The organism is Candidatus Roizmanbacteria bacterium, assembly GCA_016700135.1.
Taxonomy (GTDB): Bacteria; Patescibacteriota; Microgenomatia; order UBA1406; family GWC2-37-13; genus UBA1450.
Window position 1 is genome coordinate 1341138 of record CP065004.1, and the last position, 18385, is coordinate 1359522.

Consider the following 18385-nt stretch of genomic DNA (forward strand, 5'->3'; position numbering starts at 1 on the left):
CTCTTTGCCGTGATCAATTATCAAAATACATATAGAATAAAAGCATGAATAAATACCAACAATTAATTACAACGCTAAATCGATTATTTCAAACAGATCAGGAAGACTTGGATTTTGGTATTTATCGCATAATGAATCAGAAAAGAGATGAAATAAACTCTTTTCTCGAGAGTGACTTAAAGAAAACTGTTACAGAAGGCCTTTCTCAACTTGAGGAAACCGATACAGAAGCGCTTGCTCAAGAATTGGAAAAAACTGTCCATAGCTTAAAAGAAGCAGGTGTAGATCCAGATACGGCTCCAAAGGTAATAGAGCTTAAAAAACAGATTAACGCTTCAAATACAACAGTAGATGCAGAAAACGAAATATATTCTCACTTAGTAGACTTCTTTAGCAGATACTATCAAGAAGGTGATTTTATATCACAGCGAAGATATAAAGATGATGTTTATGCTATCCCTTACCAAGGGGAAGAAGTAAAACTTTATTGGGCCAATCACGACCAATACTATATTAAGACTACTGAAAACTTCTCGAACTACTCTTTTAAGCTTGAAAATGGCAATACAGTAACTTTTAGACTAGTTGAGGCCTCTACTGAACAGAATAACAATAAGGCTTCTTCCAATGAGGAACGAAAATTTAAACTTGCTGAAGAAAACTTTATTAAAGAAATTGAAGATGAGCTCGTTATATATTTTGAGTATCTTCCAGTAGGTAAAAAACCTTCTCAAGATCAGTTAATTGATGAAGCTGTTGGAAAGTTGCTTGATAAAGTACCAGAAGATTTTAGAGAACTAACAAAGACAGTACCAACAAAAAAGAATCCAGACCGGACTGTGTTAAAGAAAAAGTTGAAGGAATATACATCAAAAAATACGTTTGACTACTTTATACATAAAGATTTAAAAGGGTTTTTACAAAGAGAGTTAGATTTCTATATTAAGAACGAACTGCTGAACATTGATGATCTAGACACAGTAGTTGAGCATAACAAAGATATTTATGCAAAAATAAAAGTTTTTAAGTCTATTTCCTCTAAAGTGATTGATTTTCTTGCACAAATCGAAAACTTTCAAAAAAAACTATGGGAAAAGAAAAAGTTTGTTACACAGTCAGATTATTTGATAACTCTAGACAATATAGATGAAAAACATTATGAAGAGATATCAAAGAATAAGGAACAAATCGAGCAATGGAAAGATTTAGGATTTATTTCTGATAAAGATTCTATCACTAGAAACTACTTGAAAGATCACCCTTTCCTAACTCTAGATACTCAGTTTTTCCCAGAACTTAAAGACGAGTTGCTGGCAAATATTGAAAACTTAGATGAAAAAACTAATGGTCTATTAATCAATAGTGAAAACTGGCAGGCTCTAAATCTAATTAAGCAAGTTTACGAAGCTGAAGTAAGTTTCATTTATATTGACCCACCGTATAACACAGATTCTACGCCCATCATCTATAAAAACAACTATAGGCATAGCAGTTGGCTGAGCTTAATGAGAGATAGAGTTTATCTTTCAAAACCTCTACTAGGCTCTAATACTGCTATGTGTGTCACTATCGATGATAAAGAATACCCTCGGCTATTTCAGTTATTAGAACAAACCTTTGGTGAATCCGAAGTGTCCCCAGTTGTTATAGAGTACAACCATAGAGGAAGATCTAAAAATAACTTTGCTATTACTCACGAGTACGGCTTATGGGTTTTACCTGAAGGTAGAGCCACTATTACAAAACAAAAAGAACTTTCTTCTGGAGTACAAAGAAATCTAAGAAGAACAGGAACTGATTCAAGAAGAAGAGATTCCTGGAGTATGTTTTACGGTATAGAAGTTAACAAAGCAACTTTAGAAATAGTTAATGTAACTGATCCACTACCTTTGGACGAAGAAGTTCCCGCTCATATTAATGAAGAAACAGTAATGGTATGGCCTATTGATGATAGTGGACAGGAAAGGCGTTGGTACTACGGTAGTGAGCGTGTAAGAAACGAAGCAAAAGAAGGGACTGTATGGGCTAAAGAAATAAATGGCTCTATTCAAATTCACTATAAACAGCAACCAAAGCCAAAGAGCCGTAAGTCTGTTTGGACTGGGAAACATCTTGACGCTAGTACTTTTGGATCTGAGTTAATAAATGATTTTTTTACTAATCGAGTTTTTGACTTCCCTAAAAGTATATATGCTGTAAAACAGAGCATCGAAGCGGCTACTGATAGCAAGGAGGCCTTAATACTAGATTACTTTTCCGGTTCTGCTACAACAGCACATGCTGTCATAAAACTTAATAGAGAAGATCAGGGAAACAGGAAGTATATCTTAGTTGAAATGGGTAAGTATTTTGATACTGTCACTAAGCCAAGGGTGCAAAAAGTAATCTACTCAGACAATTGGAAAAATGGAAAACCACAAGACACAGACGGAGTTTCTCAAATTGTTAAATACATGAAGTTAGAATCTTATGAAGATACCCTAAACAATGTAGTTGTAAATAGAAGTAAAAAACAACAAAGCTTGCTTGATAGTAATAGTGAGCTAAAAGAAGATTACTTTTTACACTACATGCTTGATGTAGAAACAAGAGATAGCCAATCTTTGCTTAATATAGATGAACTTTCAGATCCATTTAATTATTCTCTACTTTTAACAACTGAGAATGAACAAAGGAGACAATCGGTTGATGTGGCAGAAACATTTAATTATCTTATTGGTTTGCATGTAGGTAAAAGGTATAAAAAAGAAAATTGTTTAATCTATGAAGGCAAACAGCACCAGTCAAATAAAAAAATAGCTATTATCTGGCGAAATACTAACGAAGTTGGGGATGAAGAGATCCAGAAGCTTGTTGAATCTTTCAGTAAAGAATGCGACATAATATATGTAAATGGTCAAACAGCTGTTAGTTCAAAAGACTGTGAAGTTCTTACTCTAGAACCTGAATTTAAGAAAAGAATGTTCAATTAGTTATGGCAATAAAAGATATTAAGCTCTCAGAAAACCTTATTCTCAATCGCTATGTCTTATCACTTTTTAATGAAGAAAAGATTGAAGATCTAGCACAGTACTTAAAAGACTCGAGACTAGAGACTTATGATGAGAATAACCAATCTCGTTTCTTAAACGAAATCCTTCAAAGATATAACGACTTAACAGAAAACTTTGTTAGAGACTTAAGGAAGTACGACCACAATATCTATCTGCACACGAAAAAGATAAATGGAAAGAGAACCAAAGATATTAGTTGGAAGTATTTTCAGTACCTAGGGCTACTTTTTACAGAAATTATTTTAGATAAATACTTCTCAAATAAAAAGCAACTAATAGCTGAATTAAACGAATTTAGTCAAAAGCTCTATCGACAAGATGAGACTAAATATGAAACATCGCCTTTTATAGAATCTGATTTTAATAAATTGGTTTTCTGGCAAGCAACTGGATCGGGAAAAACATTAATACTTCATGTTAATTATTTACAATTCAGGCATTATTTAGAACAGTATAAAAAAGACAAAGAATATAATAAATTTATTCTTCTCACTCCTAACGAGGGACTATCTTTACAGCACTTAAGAGAGTTGCAGGAATCTAATATTCCTGCTGAGATTTTTAATAAAGATTCTCAAGGAGGTTTGTTCTCAACTTCTAAAGATAAAGTTGAAATAATTGATATTCACAAACTTAAAAACAAGAGTGGAGATAAAACTGTTGCAGTCGATTCTTTTGGACAAAACAATATAGTATTTGTCGACGAAGGACATAGAGGTTCTTCTGGTGAAGAGTGGCTCAAAATGAGAGATAAACTAACAGTGGAAGGGTTTTCTTTCGAATACTCTGCGACATTTGAACAAGCGATAAGCCCAAAGGATAAAAGGCTTTTCAATCTATATAGTCAAACTATTCTATTAGATTATTCCTATAAGCACTTTTATTTAGACGGATATGGTAAAGAATATCGAATATTGAATATTAGTAATAACAACTGGAGTGAAAGTAGATTTAGGTACCTTTTTGCTAGCCTACTCTCATACTACCAGCAACTAAAAATTTACGAGTCTAACAAGGAACAGCTAAAGCCATTTAATATAGAAAAACCTTTAATGATCTTTGTTGGAGGGAGCGTCAATGCTGTTCGGCAGGAGAATAAGGAAAATGTTTCTGATGTAATAGACATACTGCTTTATCTTAAAAATGTCCTCCAAGAAAAGTCTGCCAGTATTAAAGCAATAGAATCAATACTTAAAGAACAGACAGGTTTAGTCGATGATTCTGGTAAAGATGTTTTTACAGGTCAATTTAAATACCTGCAAAAATCGAATCTAAGTGCAGAAGAGATATATAGAGACTTACTTAAAAAGATACTTCACAATAATAACCCTTCTGCACAATTTCAACTAGTTAACTTGAAATCAGTGGAGGGAGAAATTGGTGTAAGACTAGGATCAAATTCTCCTTACTTTGCCGTTATCAATGTGGGAGATGATAGAAAACTGCTTAAACTTTGTGAAGAAAATGGATTACAAACAGAGGAACAAGAATTTGCGGATTCTCTTTTTAATACTATAAATACAAATAATTCAACAATTAATCTTCTTGTAGGATCAAAGAAATTTACAGAAGGATGGAATAGTTGGAGAGTAAGCTGCATAGGGCTGATGAATTTAGGAAGAACTGAAGGGTCAGAGATTATTCAACTGTTTGGTAGAGGTGTAAGGCTAAAAGGGTATGATTGGTCATTGAAGCGATCAGCAAGTTTAAAAAAGTCAGAACTAGATGTTGAAAAACCCGATTATCTAAGTGTTCTTGAGACGCTCAATATATTTGGTGTTCGTGCTGATTACATGTATGAATTTAAAGAATATTTAGAGCAAGAGGGTATTCCAACTAAAGATCAGATTGTTGAAATTAGAATGCCAACTATAAAAAACTTTGGGTCGCTTAAGCATTTAAAGATGATTACTTCTACTGCTCCACCTTTTAATGATCCCGTGATTCTAAGTGAACCTACTAAGCCTAGTCGGAAAATTGAACTTAATCTTTATGCAAAGCTTACTTCAATATCTAGTCTAGATTCCACCTCTGCTTCAGTACAGAAAAATGAAATATCTCTAGATGAGCGCCTACTGGACTTTTTTGATTTTGATCAAATATTTTTTGAAGTTACGGGCTATAAAAATCAACAAGGTTGGAAAAATCTTGTTTTTTCCAAAGAACTATTAAAAGAATTTCTCAAGAATAGTGACTGGTACGAAATTTATGCCCCACAAAATTTATTTAATTTATCGATGTTCAATGAGATTGAAACAATTCAGGATGAGATTATTATTCCCTTACTTAAAAAGTACATTAAGTCCGTATACAACTATTATGAATCGAAATACGAAACTAAGTACAGAGAATACTCTAGCTTGTCTGATGCTGATCCAAATATAATTGAAGAGTACTTGATTGAGATTGATAAATCTGAAGAAGCTCTAATAAAAGATTTACAGGTATATGCAAAAGAAATCAAAAAACTTTCGGATGACTATGATAAATATGAAGATAAATTAAAGCTTCTTACTTTTAGCCGTCACTTATATCAACCACTGGTTTTTTCTGATCATAAATCCAGGCTTATTAAAGTTACACCTGTATCACTGAATCCTAGTGAACTACAGTTTGTTGAAGAGTTTAGAGACTTTTATAGAGATAACAAAGAGCTATTTGATTCCACAGATGTTTACCTGTTACGAAATCAGTCTAAAGGTACTGGAATTAGCTTTTTTGAAGCTAACAACTTTTATCCAGACTTTATTATGTGGCTAGTTAACGGTGAAAAGCAAAAAATTGTATTTATAGATCCTAAAGGAATAAGAGAAGTTGGAGGTATGTCAGATCCAAAGATTCAATTTTCTAATTCAATAAAAGGTATTGAAAAGGAACTTGCTAACGAAAAAATTGCACTTAATTCTTTCATCCTCACTCCTACTTATCACGATAATACTTGGTGGGGAAACGATTATACTGAAGATCAATTTTTAGAAAACAATGTCATCTTTATGAAAGGTGAGTATTTCCAAAGGTTATTTTCTAAACTATAGATGCCAAAGATTTAATATAAAGCTTATGTACTTAAAAAGAATCTCTATAAAAAATTTTAGAGGCATTGATAGTCTCACGAACTTAGAGATTTCAAACTTAAATACCTTTGTTGGGAAAAACGATTCCGGGAAGTCTACAATATTACACGCACTAAATTGTTTCTTTGATATAAAAAAATTTAATACAAAAGATGTATTTAAGGGAAAACCAGGAAATGAATTAAGTAGCATTGAAATATCTTTCTTGCCTTCTATAGAAATTGATGATTTGGCTTTAGATAGTAATTCTTTACTTACAATTAGAAAAGAGTTTGAACTTGTAAATAACAAAATAAAATGCACCGAATACTATAGTTGTAATGACTTTACGGATGCAGCATATCAAAATTTGTGGAATAAGAAGGAAAGTGAATTAAATACAATAGTCTCAGATCTAGGAGAAACTCCAAACCGTTCAGGCAGGGGTAAAAAGAATATTCTAAGAATAGAGCAAATAAAATCTGTTCTTTCTGATAAATCTAGGACTGATACCAAGCATGAGCTTGGCGATTTTCTCAAGAATATTGAAAAGACATATGACTTATCTCTACCAAGATTTTCTATCTTTGATGCTGAGCAGGATTTAAGCATTGAAGCTACAAACTTTCAGTCTCAATTTCGACCCATAATAGCCTCATTTTTCGATTCAGTTCAAGAAAAAACTTCTGAAATAGAATTGGGACTGGAAAAAGATCTTGCAACAGAGTTTGAGGAAATTAGAAAATACATGTCAAAAAATGTTTCAGGATTAAAAGGTTTAACACCTTCTACAGAGTTCGACTGGGTGAAATCTGTTAAAAAATTTGACCTCGATTTGGAATTTGAAGACCAAGAATTTCAAGTATCAATATCGCATAAAGGGACAGGCTTTAAGCGTTTATTAATGGTTGCCTACTTTGAGTATTTGGCTAATAAACAAAGCATAGCAAATCAGTTATTCGCGATCGAAGAACCCGAGACCTACCTACATCCATCTGCTCAAGAAGATCTTTTAAGTTCTATCATTAAGATTTCAGAAAAAACCCAATTTTTTATAACAACACATTCGCCAGTGTTCGCAGGTGCTACTGATGGAGAGAATTCTATATTAGTCACCAAAGATAATAAAGGTCTTTCACACTATTCTAAAGGTGGTGAGGATATTATTGAGCAAATAATTCATGAACTTGGGATAAGACCCGATTTTAACCTGCTAAAGGGAACAAAGTATCTTATTTTTGTGGAGGGGAAAGACGATATACATTTCCTAAGCTCATATGCTAATACAGTTTTAGGTAAAAGTCTTGAAGAAGATAGAATTCTATGTGTTATTGGAGGTGGAGGTTCTCTTAAAAACTATGCTGATCTGGATCTATTTAGAAAACTGAAAGGTAACAACCTATACTCAGTATTAGTAGACGGGGATGATAAAAAAAATGGTAAGGAAAAATGGGCAGAAAGCATCAAATCAAAGTGTGAATGTGATGGCGCAGAATTCGTAAAACTTTCAAAGCGCGAAATAGAGAATTATTGTCATCCAAGCAGAATAAAGAAATGCTTAATTTCAATTATCAAGAAACGTGAAGGTGAAAACACACAGAATCCGCATATTTCCGCGATTGAAACTTGCAATTTAAACATAAAAGATGACACTGATGTAGAAAAATATCTCAAAGAGAAAAAGCTATGTAATGAATTTAAATCTGGTGTAAATATTAGTGTTTTTAAGGAAATGACAAAAGAAGAATGGGAAGAGTGTGATAATAACAATGAGGTGAAAAACTTTATCGAAGGTATTTACAGTAGAATTTAAAAACCACACATATGTTCAAATGTTTCAATATTTAGAGGAAAAACAATCATATATAAACCGCTATGACCTTCAAACAATAAAGGAATGCTTAAACCGGTATTTGGATATTCGTGATGGGATGGAAAAACATAGAGATGAGTTACTGGCTAAAGAGCCTAAGGTTGACTTTGATAAAGAAGTACACAAGATATGTAGTTATACAGTAAATGCCATTAAGATTGAACGTTTTCGAAGAAAAAAAGTAACAATTGATGAATGGATAGAAGCAGACACAAGAAGACAAGATAAAATTGAAAACACACCTCCGCCTGAAAGTATATTCTGCGATAAGTGTAATTCTCCTACAAAAGTTATTCATAAAACTCTTCACAATGCATATGAGGAAGAACCAAAAGTATTGTTTCTGTTTGAATGTATTAAGTGCAATAAACGTCAGGCATTTTATGAAGATGGCTCACTTTGGGATTATGAAAAACCAAAATGTCCCGAGTGCAAAGCAGTATTAGAAAATAATTATGAAGACAAAGATGAAATCTTAACTGTCACTACCTTCTGCTCTAAATGTTCATATAAAGAAGTAGATGTTACTGATTTTAAAAAGGATCGAATTAAAAGACACAAAGAAGAGGAAAAAGATAAGAAACTTCTTGAAGAATATCGCACAGAGTTTTGTTATACAGAAGAGGAAGGAGCAAGGGCAGTTGCCAGCTTTGATGGACTAATAGCGTTAGCTAAAGAATTGAAAGAGCAGGAGAAGAAAGAGAACGATCCTGCTTATAAAAAAGCAAAAAAGCTGAAAAAACTTAAGCTAAATCAGCTAAAAGAATTAGTATCTAAAACTATTCAAAAAGAAGGGTATGCAGACTTGCAGTTTGATAAACCAGAAATGGACAGGTTTGTAATAGTCGCTTTTTCAGCAAGTGATACTAAAGATGACAGATCAGAGTATGACAGTGCTAATACTTTGAAGAAATCTCTTGTATCTGCATTAAAAGAAACAAATTGGAGACTGATGAGTGAAGGCATAAGCTATAGAATTGGCATTGTTTCCGGCACATTTAAAGCCGATGAAAGTGAAGACGACCTAATGAAACTTTTTCATCAGGAGTAATAGTAATCAACTAGTCCTTTAGCCAGTATTTCATCAGAATTTATTGTTCTATCTCCTAAAGCTTCATAGTTTAGAGCAAGAGGTAATTCAGTACAGCCTAAAATTATTGATTCCGCTCCTTTTTCATACAACTCATTTAATATGGCAATGTATTTCTGTTTATTTTCACCATTTTGTTTACCTGCTATTACATCACGTATTAGCTGATCAATTGAGCTAAATTGTTCTTGTGTAGGTAATATAGTCGCTATACCTTTATCCGTGAGTTCCCTTTGGTACATTTCAGATTTAAGTAATACAGAGGTTCCTAGTAATCCTACTGCTTTCAATTTTCTACTACTGCATTCCTGAGCTACCAGGTTTAACATTGAAACAAATTTAACGGTTGTTTCTTTTTTTAGATCTTCCAAAAGAAGATGCACAGTGTTGCTACCTATGCAAAGGACGGTAGCACCTGCATTCGTCAAAGATTTAGTAGTGTCAATAAGCATTTCTTTAGCTATGTTCATTTGCTTTTTATTTGATATAAAATCTGGGATTGGCACAGATTCAATAATAACTTGAGGAAAGTCATTATTATTCTTTGCTCCATACTTAGTTTGAGATAAATCTATTATCTTGTTGTATATGAATGAAGTTGCTTGAGGTCCAACTCCTCCAATTATGCCAATTTTTTTGTTAGTACTTCTCATACTCCTTTTATTATTTAATAACTTCAAAGCGTCCTTGCTTTACTTCTCTAGCTCCTCTCGTGACTGTAGCAATACCCACTCCAAGTTCTTCAGCTATTGCTCGCTGAGATTTACCCCTTTTTAGCTGTTTAACGATTTCTAGACGAGTATCCACAACTTCAAGCTCTTGAGGAGTAAATAAACCAATTAAAAGTTCTTTTAGCTCCTCTTCTGTATTACAAGATTTAATAACCTTAATTAAGTTAGTAGTAAGTATTTTATTCATAGTGTATTCACGTACTAGTATAATAGTACGTAGTATACCATACGTTTCCACCTTTGCAATACAAGGGGCCTTGCCCCTCATTTTGCAAGGGCTGCGCAAGTCACTCCTACGTCGTGACCCTTGCAAAATTTCACCCCGCTTTTTGAGATCCAGGTATGGGAAGCAGGCGGGCTGCTTCCCAACCAAAAATTATAAAATTACAAGCAGTCGCCGAGAAATTATGAAACTTTCAGCGAAAGCACAACAAAGTCTTGATCGAGTAGTAGAAAAGTTTAAAACAGGAGATATATCTGCTATCTCAAAAATTGCAAGAATTCAACTTGATCCCAATGCTCCAGCTATAAAATGGAGCCTATCAAATAAAGTACTAAGTATCATGCAAGCTGGAGAGCTTGACTGTAGAGGGTTTAGACAATGGGAAAATGTCGGAAGAAGAATAAAAAAAGGCAGCTCTGCCATATATATACTAAGGCCTGTCATAGTCAAAAATACAGTTGAAGACGAAAATGAGAAAGAAGAAATGCAGTGTATTGGGTTTGCTGCTGTTCCTGTATTCCCTGCTTCGTGCACAGAAGGAGAAAAAGACTTATTAGGATATCAGCCAAAAGAACTGCCAGAATTGGTCAAAGTCGCCGAGAAATTTAATATTTCTGTTCAATACTTACCCACTTTACCCGACAGGCTAGGAGATTGCAGTAAAGACGGGAATCAAATCAGATTAGGGACACATAGCCCCTCAGTATTCTTTCATGAGCTAGCACATGCCATTCATGCCCGAATTGAAGGAGAGCTAAAAGGAGGACAGACTGCCAACCAGGAAACAATAGCAGAATTTACAGCAGCTGTATTAATGGACGTGTATGGCTACCCGGATTATTCTGGCAATGCTTGGAATTACATTTCTCATTATGCCAAAGATCCGATTGTAGCCATTACCAAAGCAATGGGAACAGTTGAAAAGGTATTACAAGTTTTACTTGAAACTGAACAAGTATAATAAAGAAAGGAGGAAATATGATAAATCCACTACTTACAGAACCATTTGAAAGTGAAATTTTGGACTTGATCGACAATCAAGACGAGTACACCAGAAGCGATTTACAAGGCATTGTTACAGTACTTGTAAATAAGATCATGGAAAAAGGACACGAGATTTTAAAGGAATCAGATCAAGCTTGAGATGATGTGCAGCTCTGTTTCTTCTGAAGCTTGTACTTTTGCTGAATGCTTTTCGATGTATTGACGGAGTTTTTCAGATTGACTGATAAAAACAATAGTCATATCTGGTTGATCTTTGAAAAATTCGATGAATTGTTCTATACGTGATCTGATGGCAAAGCGCGGAGTATTTTCTTTGATGATTTCACAGGTGTAATGCTTGATGTTTTCATTATCGTTAACCACGTAAGCAAAACTTGGGAGTAAGTCGCGTATTAGACCATTGCTGGGAAAGTCTGACTGTGTGTAAAATTTAAAGCCTGGTAGATTTTGATCTTGAAGCTTGATGTAGACTTGAGCAATGAGTATGCACTGATCAATAAATGCTTGAGATCTTCTTTTCTCTTGATACAGTTTTCTTAAACTCTTCTTATCTGCTCCCTCGGCAGAGCTAAAAAACTTGATTCCGTTTTTGTCGATAAAATAGATTGCAGGTTCATTTATTCCCGCCTTTCTTTCAAATATTCTGCTTGTGTAATTTTTATCAGTGAGATCCTTGAGCCAGACATTTGTATTTTTAGGATCCTTGTGTCTAAGCATTGTTTGAATTTGAATACGATTGAGGAATCTGAATCTATGGAGTAGGAGAAGTATTTCTTTTTGTTTATTAGTAATAGTTGGTAGTTGCATAGTATATATAACCCACCTATGTATTCCTCCCTATGCAGTATGCGTGGAGGAAATAAGTTTCTTTTCTTATTTATAAGAATAAAGAGACTACAAAACTGTGCTAATTATAGCGTAGTCAAGGCGAAAATAAATAAATGAATACCCTAGTCGGCTAGGGCTTTATCTGCTCAAAAAAATTATTACTTTTTGGTACATTATTTTTCTTTTTAGGTAGTTTCTGGATAGTAGGTTTTGTATCTTGAACAGTTACCTGTGGTCTTGGCATGCCAAACTTTTTTTGAGAATTTGAAATCACTACATTCCGGATAGTCTCTTCATCGGTAACTAAAAAGTTCTCAATTTCCCCGCTAAATGTTGACTGAGGATGTAGAGCATTGATCTTCATATAGAAATTGTATGAGGGTAAATTCGGGATCTGTCCCTTCTCCACCTCAGGAGCAAAAACAGGTAACAGTTTTACTTCATCTTTTGGACTAGTAGTTCTAAAACAGATCAATGTGCCAGTGTTGCCTATGATTGTTTCTAGAAGGTCATTTTCAATCTGGACGGTGTTTTGATGAGCGAGAATCACGCTTAAACGATATTTTCGCGCCTCGGAAAGGATTTGAGCAAAAGACATTGTGGCAAAGTTTTGAAACTCATCAATATACAAAAAGAAATCTGGACGTTGTTGCTCTGCAATATGCACTCTTCTTAATGCTGTAAGCTGTATTTTGGCAGTAAACAGGCCTCCCAAGAAGTAAGCAGTATCTTCGCCTATCTTTCCCTTTGAAAGGTTACAAATAAGGATTTTTTTATTGTTCATAATATCCTCAAAATTAAGCTTGCTTTCTTTTTGATTGAGAATATTTCGCGTCATACTCGTGGTAAGGAATCGACCTAGTTTATTTGTGATTGGAGAAATCTGTTCTGCTTTTTGAAATGATCCTAGTTTCTCAAACTCATTCTTCCAAAAGGATTTAAGCACATCATCTTTTAATAAACCTGTTACTTTCTTCCTGTATTTGGCATTTGTTAAAAGATCATAGATTGTAAAAAGAGTAGGTTTGTCTTGTTCAAGTGCTGTTAAAATCACATTTCTCAAGATATGTTCCATTCTTGGGCCAGAATATCGAGCATCGTATAGTTTATGGAATATTGAGATAAGAGTTGACGTAATAAAGTCCTTCTCTCGCTGGAGTTCGACTTCTGAAAACCCATCTGGAATCTCTAAAACGTTTAAACCGATCGGAAACTCAATGTCATAAGGGTTGAAGTACACGACATCATCAAGCCGTTCTTTTGGAATAACTCCTAGTATTCGCTCTGCTAGGTCTCCATGAGGATCGATAATCGCAAGACCATTTCCTTTTTGCATATCTTGATAGATCATCTGTAATAAAAGAGTAGTCTTCCCAGTACCAGTAGCCCCGATGATGTAGGTATGACGTCTACGCTCCTCTAGTGTCACGCCAATAGGCGTTATGGTTTCACCATAGCTATTTGCAGCAAAAGTAATATCGAAATCATTACTATGCTGCTTCAGTGAAAGCGGTGCATGGAGTTTAGGACTTTTTACTTTGAGTAAGTCTTCCGTTTTCGTACTCTGGACATGTGGTAAATGGTATAGGCTTGAAAGCTCTGATATAGATAAAATGGAAGTTTGGGAATAAAAGATCAGCCTATTTCTTAACAAAAAGTAGTGAACTGATTTGAAAAAAGAAGTATTAATGAATCGAAAAATATTTTTTGTTCGTACTATCGATTGATAAGCAGTAGAAAATGAATCAAAGGATGCTAAAAGTCCTTTTGATCTTTCTGTGTTATTTGCGGTTTGTACATATGCTCTAATCTGCACTTCAAAGAGTGGTTGGCTGACTTTATTTGAAATACTCTTGATTAATTCATTCTTTGCTAATCCTTGGTTTTTATTGGAATCTTTACCTACGGAGTCAAAAAGCCAAGTTGGAAAAGGATTCTTTGTATCATTTATGAACCAAGAGATTAAAGTGATAGGACTAAGCACGATAAAGGCAAGCGTGCTGCCGAGTACGTTTAGTAAATGGGAAGAAGAACTACTCGAAGTTATGGATTCGTACGACTCGTTACTAAGAATTTTCTTTCTAACATTCTGGACATGACGAGACTTTGCAAAATGAGTTAAGTTGTCGATAGGAGTGCAGATAAAATGAAGAGCAATCACTTCGTTCTCTTCTAGCTTTGTTAGATATCCAGTAAGATATGAAAGCGGATCATGATGATGTATTTGAAATTGGTCTGCTAATGGATAGATAAAAGTATTTGCTAAAGCAAACTCTTCAATTTTGAAATTATTTTGAGGTTGTTTACTCAAGTAGTCCGGAATCTCTTTGATCTCCATACCTGGTAAAAATGACAATAGCGTCTTTCGTACGTTTCCTATTTCATCATTTGGAATTCTGAGAACAAACCTGATACCTTCAAGTTTGCTAGAAACTATCTCATAGCTTATAGTTTTTTTAATCCCAAGGAACTTTTCCCACCATGAGTAGGGTTTTTCCAGAGAGTGCAAAATCTCAAAGAGCTTGGTATTTGAAAGTGATGTCTTTTCAGCTCTATCTGTTGGAATTACTTCGAGAAATCCATAAGAAGTAATTACTGTCTTACGAATACGAATGATCGTTAAAATGATGTAGGCAAGCAGAAGAAGCGATAGTGATATGAAAATGAAAGAAAATAAGTTCAGTAATGAACCCTCTGTAATGAATGGCTGAAGATATGAAGGAATATCAAAACTTGAATTAGAAAATCCCATATATACCAAGAAAAATTAATGCTTGGAGTATAGCAAAGCCTATAGGAAAAGGAAAGAGAAAATATCTTTAAGTAGGGGGATGATTTACAGTTCTTCGTGGAGTTTGTGACGGCTCTACTATCCACTGAACAGGACACTTTGGATCGTAGTTGGACATTGCTATACATCTCGGTTGCCAGTCTGATGATAAGTGTTTTATTAGAGGAAATGTACTTAGATTTTCACAAACATTAAAAATTGCCCAGAAATGTTTATCTAGTAGGTCAATTACTGTAATTTTTTCTAATGAAATATTCTTTTTTGATCCATTTAGATCAGTAATTGTTACTTCATTAGGATAATTAAAATAAGGCTGATGAAAGGCAGTGCCTTTTTCAGTCTCTTCTAGATAAATGTCTGTGATATCAAAATCCTCTTCAATTTTGTTCTTTTTATCAGGATCTCCGTGCTCAATATAACCTCTGATCTCTCTAATTACTCCGAGATCTTCGTATTGTGTAATAAAAACTCCTTCGAGCCTGCGGTAGTTAATTGGATCTTTACTAAAAAATTTCTTCATATTCGGCCAGTTAGGACAGTCGGGCTCAATTAGTTTGAGTAGTCTATAAACATCTCTTTTACAAAGTTCTGCGTGGAAATAAAAATTTTCAACCAATTTTTTTCCATGAAATACTTCTTTAAAATATTCAATGTTACCTTTTCTTTCATAAAAGTCGCCTGACTTCACCCCCTCAAAGTATCTTTTGACTTCTTTACTGTAAGACATGATGTCATCTCTTAAGGAAAGCATATCTTCAGCAAGCTGATTTAAAACCTTTTGAATTTTACCCTTTTGCTCATCAGAAAAGGTAGTTCTTTCTAGGATTCTAAAAGGTTGCACCCAGAAGCGTGCAATCACAATATCTTCCGTTCCAACATCAATTACTTTTCTGTATGTTCCTGATATTTCGCCTTTCATAGATACTTTGTCTTCAAGATTAATTTTGTGATGGGTCATGGATATATTTTACAACGGATAATTCTATTAAATAGTTAATAAAAGAACATAAATACACTTGACAACTATCTCTATCTGGATATATACTATCTCTATAGATATAGTTAAACTATGCCATGCTAGAACAAGAATTACTTATACAAACAACAGAAACTATATCAGAAAACAAGACTAAGAAAACATTAAATTCTTCTGCCATTGGTTCTGTTCATACCACTCCCTTTAAAGCTTTTGATAATGCACTAAATAACATATTTTCTCAATCAGACGAAGTAAACAAAATTGCTAGGACAAGAAGACTGCTTGGCGAAACTGCTGACCATCTCACAGAAGAGCAGCTCAAGACAATAGTTACCGATTTTCAATTTCTTATCGATACTTGGCTTGATGCATACGAGAAAGAACTTTTTGATGGTGTTACATTACAAAATTTATTGAAAGGCACATAACTATGAAGGAGGCAAGTGAGGAAATAAAAAACGCAGTTGTATATCTTCGTGTTTCAACGGAGGAACAAGTAGATAACTTTTCATTAGATACCCAAGAAGATATCTGTACAAAGGACGCATTTCGCAAAGGCATCGAAGTTATAAAAATATTTCGAGAAGAAGGGCGATCTGCAAAAACCATCACCGGAAGACCAATCCTCATAGAAATGCTTGAGTATTGCAGAAAGAACAAAAAAAAGATTGACGCTGTCATTGTCTATAGACTTGATCGTATTTCCAGACAAACCGCAGACTATTTGGCAATAAGAAAGAAACTAGCTGAGTGCGGAATCACACTATTATCTGCAACCGAGCCAACTGGAAATAGTCCTACTGAAAAGCTGGTTGAAACAATTTTGGCTGGTTTTGCTCAGCTAGATAACGACGTAAGAAGTGAAAGAACTAAAAACGGTATGCGAGCACGTTTTTTGGCAGGATTGACAAACGGAACTGCACCACTCGGATACAAAAGTGTTGAGGGCTATGTAGTCAAGGATCCAGAGACCTGGGACAGTATTAAAAAAGCGTGGGATCTGATGGCAACTGGAAAAAAGACATTACAAGATATCGCGGATATTCTAAACGAATGGGGAGTTCGACAAAAAGTAAAAGGACAAGAGAAACCTTTGCGCCGTCAAACGATAAGCAGAATGTTTAAGAATAAATTCTATGCCGGTATTTTAACCTCATCCAGATATCCTGAGGAAGTTAAAGGTCAGCATGTACCAATGATTACAGAATCGCATTACTACAAAGTTCAAGCAGTAATTGCAGGGAGAAATAACAGCATCAAGCTTCCCATTGTCAAAAAAAACAGAGACAATCCAGATTTTCCCTTAAGAAGGATTGTTAAGTGCGGAAAGTGCGGTACGCCATTTACCGGCGGATGGAGCACTGGCAAATGTTCTAGGCATGCTTATTATTTTTGCAGGAATAGATGTGGAACACCTTCTGTAAAAGCTTATGAAGTTGATTTCACTACTGTTGAGTATCTACGCTCTATTACTCCAACTAACGAGTGTTTAGAAGCTTTTATAGCACTATTAAGAAACACCTATTATAAAAGAGTAGCCGCACTGCAAAAGAGGAAAACCCAAGCAGATGCAGAGCTAAAAAGACTGACGGAACTAAGACAAGCGCTCATTCAAAAAAACCTATCGGGGATCTACAGTGATGAAATATTTAAAGAGCAGAACAAAATTATCGAAGACCAAATGACTTCTATTCAAATGACAAAGGATGATGCGCTATTAGAAAAATATAATCTAGAATCAATTATCGAATTTATGAAGCAGAAGTTTGCAGATCTTGGTAAAACCTATCAGGAATCTGACAACAGCCAGATTAGAGTACTTTTGGGTTCGATATTTCCTTCTGGAATAGTGTGGAGCTATCCAGGCTATTCGAACCACGAAATAAGCCCTTTATATCAATACATTCTGCACTTTCAGAATGATCAAGTCGCGTTTGGTGACCCCAACGGGATTCGAACCCGTGTCGCCAGGATGAGAACCTGGTGTCCTAGGCCTCTAGACTATGGGGCCAAAATTGCTTCAGTAGTTATGCGACATCTTATAATAAGTTGGTGAATATATATACACATTATATACATACGTCACACTCAAACAGAGCCTCAGATAACCACTTATCACATTTGACAACTACTTATTTCTAAGGTATTATTCTAACATTCATCCCCAGAGACAGCAACTGTAAGTTAACGGGGATGCTTTTTTTATGACAAGCACAAAAATTCAATTTACCAAAGACGGATATAAGAAATTAGAGAGCGAATTGCAGGAATTGCAGACCACTCAGAGGCCTGCTGCAGTCGATCGTTTGGGGAGAGCCCGTGCGATGGGAGATCTTTCCGAAAACAGTGAATATACTGCAGCAAAAGAAGAACTGGCATTTGTAGAGGGCAGAATTAAGGAAATTGAAGAACTGATGAAACGCGCTGAAGTTGTCGAATCCCAACCGTCACACGGTATCTCTATCGGTGCCGAAGTCACGGTCGAGCGCGAAGGACGTGAAGAGACCTACAGTATTGTCGGTGAGTTCGAAGCTGACCTCATGCAGAAAAAACTTTCTGCTACCTCCCCTATCGGTCAGGCACTTATCGGAAAAAAAGAAGGAGACATGGTGGATGTAGAGGTTCCGGCAGGTACCATTCACTACAAAATCCTCAAAATCAAAAAGTAACGACGGACACAATCATACTTTGCGTCGTTATCCCCGACCCCGCTCGGGGATCCATTCTTGAATTATAATAGAGGAAATATTGTAGTACGC

General features: G+C 34.9%; 13 protein-coding genes, 1 tRNA gene and 2 pseudogenes. 10 read left to right on the forward strand and 6 right to left on the reverse strand.

The window, feature by feature from the left end; genetic code table 11:
• The first annotated feature begins 44 nt into the window (after window positions 1–44).
• From IPM65_07060 to IPM65_07075, 4 genes are read left to right on the forward strand one after another with little or no spacing between them, the layout of a single operon-like run.
• Window positions 45–2972: a site-specific DNA-methyltransferase gene (locus tag IPM65_07060; GenBank protein ID QQS43865.1), complete on the forward strand. Its 2928-nt coding sequence runs from the start codon at window positions 45–47 to the stop codon at window positions 2970–2972.
• A 2-nt stretch (window positions 2973–2974) separates the two neighbouring features.
• Window positions 2975–6088 (forward strand): DEAD/DEAH box helicase family protein, encoded by a 3114-nt coding sequence (locus tag IPM65_07065; protein ID QQS43866.1) that lies wholly within the window; start codon window positions 2975–2977, stop codon window positions 6086–6088.
• A 25-nt stretch (window positions 6089–6113) separates the two neighbouring features.
• Window positions 6114–7919, forward strand: a complete 1806-nt coding sequence (locus tag IPM65_07070; protein QQS43867.1) for an AAA family ATPase — start codon at window positions 6114–6116, stop codon at window positions 7917–7919.
• Between the two features lie 19 nt (window positions 7920–7938).
• Window positions 7939–9030, forward strand: coding sequence for a hypothetical protein (locus IPM65_07075; GenBank protein ID QQS43868.1), 1092 nt, complete (start codon window positions 7939–7941; stop codon window positions 9028–9030).
• Here the strand turns inward: IPM65_07075 and IPM65_07080 are convergent.
• Entirely contained in the window at window positions 9021–9722 is a 702-nt protein-coding gene (locus tag IPM65_07080; protein ID QQS43869.1) for an amino acid racemase, read from the reverse strand. The two genes, IPM65_07075 and IPM65_07080, sit on opposite strands and share 10 nt — an antisense overlap.
• Before the next feature lie 10 nt (window positions 9723–9732).
• Window positions 9733–9987: a helix-turn-helix domain-containing protein gene (locus tag IPM65_07085; protein ID QQS43870.1), complete on the reverse strand. Its 255-nt coding sequence runs from the start codon at window positions 9985–9987 to the stop codon at window positions 9733–9735.
• A 220-nt stretch (window positions 9988–10207) separates the two neighbouring features.
• On the opposite strand from IPM65_07085, the gene IPM65_07090 reads away from it, so the two are divergent.
• Both IPM65_07090 and IPM65_07095 read left to right on the forward strand, forming a co-directional pair.
• Window positions 10208–10984, forward strand: coding sequence for a M48 family peptidase (locus IPM65_07090; protein QQS43871.1), 777 nt, complete (start codon window positions 10208–10210; stop codon window positions 10982–10984).
• Between the two features lie 17 nt (window positions 10985–11001).
• Complete coding sequence (locus tag IPM65_07095) at window positions 11002–11166, forward strand: hypothetical protein (GenBank protein ID QQS43872.1); 165 nt, start codon at window positions 11002–11004, stop codon at window positions 11164–11166.
• Here the strand turns inward: IPM65_07095 and IPM65_07100 are convergent.
• The 3 genes from IPM65_07100 to IPM65_07110 all read right to left on the reverse strand — a co-directional run bounded on the left by IPM65_07100 (window position 11152) and on the right by IPM65_07110 (window position 15605).
• Window positions 11152–11835 (reverse strand): replication-relaxation family protein, encoded by a 684-nt coding sequence (locus IPM65_07100; GenBank protein ID QQS43873.1) that lies wholly within the window; start codon window positions 11833–11835, stop codon window positions 11152–11154. The genes IPM65_07095 and IPM65_07100 overlap by 15 nt on opposite strands.
• A 151-nt stretch (window positions 11836–11986) precedes the next feature.
• Window positions 11987–14608 carry a type IV secretion system DNA-binding domain-containing protein gene (locus tag IPM65_07105; protein QQS43874.1) on the reverse strand — a complete coding sequence of 874 codons (2622 nt, stop codon included), beginning with the start codon at window positions 14606–14608 and terminating at the stop codon, window positions 11987–11989.
• A 67-nt stretch (window positions 14609–14675) separates the two neighbouring features.
• On the reverse strand, window positions 14676–15605 hold the full coding sequence (locus IPM65_07110) for a hypothetical protein (protein QQS43875.1): 930 nt from the start codon (window positions 15603–15605) through the stop codon (window positions 14676–14678).
• A 116-nt stretch (window positions 15606–15721) separates the two neighbouring features.
• Here IPM65_07110 and IPM65_07115 point away from each other — a divergent pair, with 116 nt between their 5' ends.
• The 3 genes and pseudogenes from IPM65_07115 to IPM65_07125 all read left to right on the forward strand — a co-directional run bounded on the left by IPM65_07115 (window position 15722) and on the right by IPM65_07125 (window position 16869).
• The gene (locus tag IPM65_07115; protein QQS43876.1) at window positions 15722–16054 is read left to right on the forward strand and encodes a hypothetical protein; all 333 of its coding nucleotides are present in this window, start codon (window positions 15722–15724) and stop codon (window positions 16052–16054) included.
• Between the two features lie 2 nt (window positions 16055–16056).
• Window positions 16057–16518, forward strand: a pseudogene (locus IPM65_07120) (recombinase family protein).
• Window positions 16507–16869 (forward strand): annotated as a pseudogene (locus IPM65_07125) (recombinase family protein). The pseudogenes IPM65_07120 and IPM65_07125 overlap by 12 nt, the downstream one beginning before the upstream one ends.
• A 692-nt stretch (window positions 16870–17561) precedes the next feature.
• Here IPM65_07125 and IPM65_07130 read toward each other — a convergent pair.
• Window positions 17562–17637, reverse strand: a tRNA-Glu gene (locus IPM65_07130).
• A 193-nt stretch (window positions 17638–17830) separates the two neighbouring features.
• On the opposite strand from IPM65_07130, the gene greA reads away from it, so the two are divergent.
• A complete protein-coding gene (gene greA / locus IPM65_07135; protein QQS43877.1) occupies window positions 17831–18295 on the forward strand; it encodes a transcription elongation factor GreA in 465 nt (154 codons plus the stop codon).
• Window positions 18296–18385: the final 90 nt, after the last annotated feature.